We start from the raw sequence: 1,778 nt of genomic DNA on the forward strand, positions 1-1,778 counted from the left end.
TGACACATAGGGGAGGAGAGAAATTCAGACTTGAGGCTGTTCAAAGAATCCACGCCTGGGCCCTTCTGTACACCTTAGTGGAATTTCGCACTACGGATACCATGACAGAAAAAACCGGGAAACGACGCTCCCGGCAATGAAGATCCACTGGTGGAAAAACACGATGACGCTAATCCACAGCGCAGAAGAATAACTGCCTTCTATGACAATCTCGTGACTTTGTACCGCTTGGGTGCGCTACCTTTTGCAAACGTCTTCCAGTCTACAACGTTGCACTCCGCATCAAAGTGGACGAAACCGGCGTAATCGTCGTCATGCCAGGTTTTGATGTAACCAATCAACTCACCATCATCTGCCACCATTTCGAAAGAGGCGCGCGTTTCGTCGGGATCAGACGTGTCAGTCCGCTCGTCGTAAACTGTCTGAAGAGTACAATTGGGGTCGTTCATCAGTGCAAGGGCAAGAAGATCTGGGTTCATGAGTGGGGACTCCATTTCAGGCACTAAGCTGTCACTTTGCAAATTACCGCTCAATAATAGACCGGTTTTACCGCGGGGAAAGGCCTAAACCCATTCTCATTTTGTATGAAAATTAGCCATTTCATAGTCATTGTGACCAATGCGCACCGGATCCTCATTGATTAAGATCATTAAAGTCGTGGCAACCGGCTAAATGTTGTTGATTTCCCGAAATTGATCAATCTCCAAGCGAATACTCATCGGCAAGTTCAACGCCTCCAGGCGATCCAGCAGCGCGCGAAGTGCAAGTACCTGTGATCCATCTACCTGCCCTTGTGCACGCGCTAGCGCTTCCAGAGTAATCAGTTCTTTGGCATCAAAAACATGATCATTGGCAAAGCCGATCAAAAACGAGTATCCAATAAGTGCCTTGGTCTGTGGTTGTGCGGGCATGACTAGATCCTCAGTGTTGTCTAGTCAGGCATACTCTGAACTTATAACAGTTTGATGAAGGAGCTCGAAGATTCAGAAAGAAGTTTTTTCGCCTCTCTATGTGCACGGTTCTGTAATTTGTCCAGTTCCTTCTGAATTTCATGTTTTATGGGCTCAAAATCCTTTTCAGCAAGGTCCAGGGCCTCTCGATGCTCTATGAGATAATCCATCAATACCGCAAAATCGTTCGCGTTACCCTGAGTCTCAGTGAGAATCTCAAGTTGTGACACTTTTGATTTGAGACCCTTTCCGAACATCGGTCGAAGAACTCTCAAGCAATAAAAAAGGTCCTTGGACCGTTTTCTAAACTCATGAAAGTCCTCGATATCATCCGATTCGCGGGCTTTCTTTTCTGCTTTACGGGCTTTCTCATAGATTCTTTTAAGATTTGGGACAAGATCGGAAAGGGACTCTGGAAGACTCCAATCTTTCGGCGATTTGCTGTTTGAATCGACTTCCAAAGCAAGATCTACGAAAAAGTCGCTGCCTTTTTCCGACAGGGGATCGAGTTGGGCTTGTGCTGATAAAAAGCGAGTAACTGTATCCGCAGGCGTAGCTCCCAAATGCGATGTTTCAGCTACGAGAGCGTTCCAGGTTTTTGTCCTGACGAGCGCATCCCGGTTACCCGCTAGTTTGCCCGAGACTGCTTTGTAGAATGACTGATTATCGCTGAAGTCCGCCTTATCCACATGGGGCTTGACGAGCCGCAGTATTGCGCGAATTTCCTTGCATCCTTTCCGGGCCTCGTGAACGCCAGTTTCAGGCTCCCGGCACGCTCGGAGAAGTGAGAGAGCGATGTCGTCATTGATCGAACGAATCAGCCGTCTC

General features: G+C 47.8%; 3 protein-coding genes. All 3 read right to left on the reverse strand.

Features of this window, described 5'->3' with window-relative positions; translation table 11 throughout:
- Positions 1–200: 200 nt before the first annotated feature.
- Positions 201–479 (reverse strand): hypothetical protein, encoded by a 279-nt coding sequence (locus KYE_RS06115; RefSeq protein WP_008171489.1) that lies wholly within the window; start codon positions 477–479, stop codon positions 201–203.
- Positions 480–668: 189 nt separating this feature from the next.
- Positions 669–911 (reverse strand): hypothetical protein, encoded by a 243-nt coding sequence (locus KYE_RS06120; protein ID WP_008171491.1) that lies wholly within the window; start codon positions 909–911, stop codon positions 669–671.
- A gap of 41 nt (positions 912–952) precedes the next feature.
- A partial coding sequence (locus tag KYE_RS06125) for a CHAD domain-containing protein (protein WP_008171493.1) occupies positions 953–1,778 on the reverse strand: 826 nt, incomplete at its 5' end.

This window comes from Marinobacter manganoxydans MnI7-9 (assembly GCF_000235625.1).
Taxonomy (GTDB): Bacteria; Pseudomonadota; Gammaproteobacteria; order Pseudomonadales; family Oleiphilaceae; genus Marinobacter; species Marinobacter manganoxydans.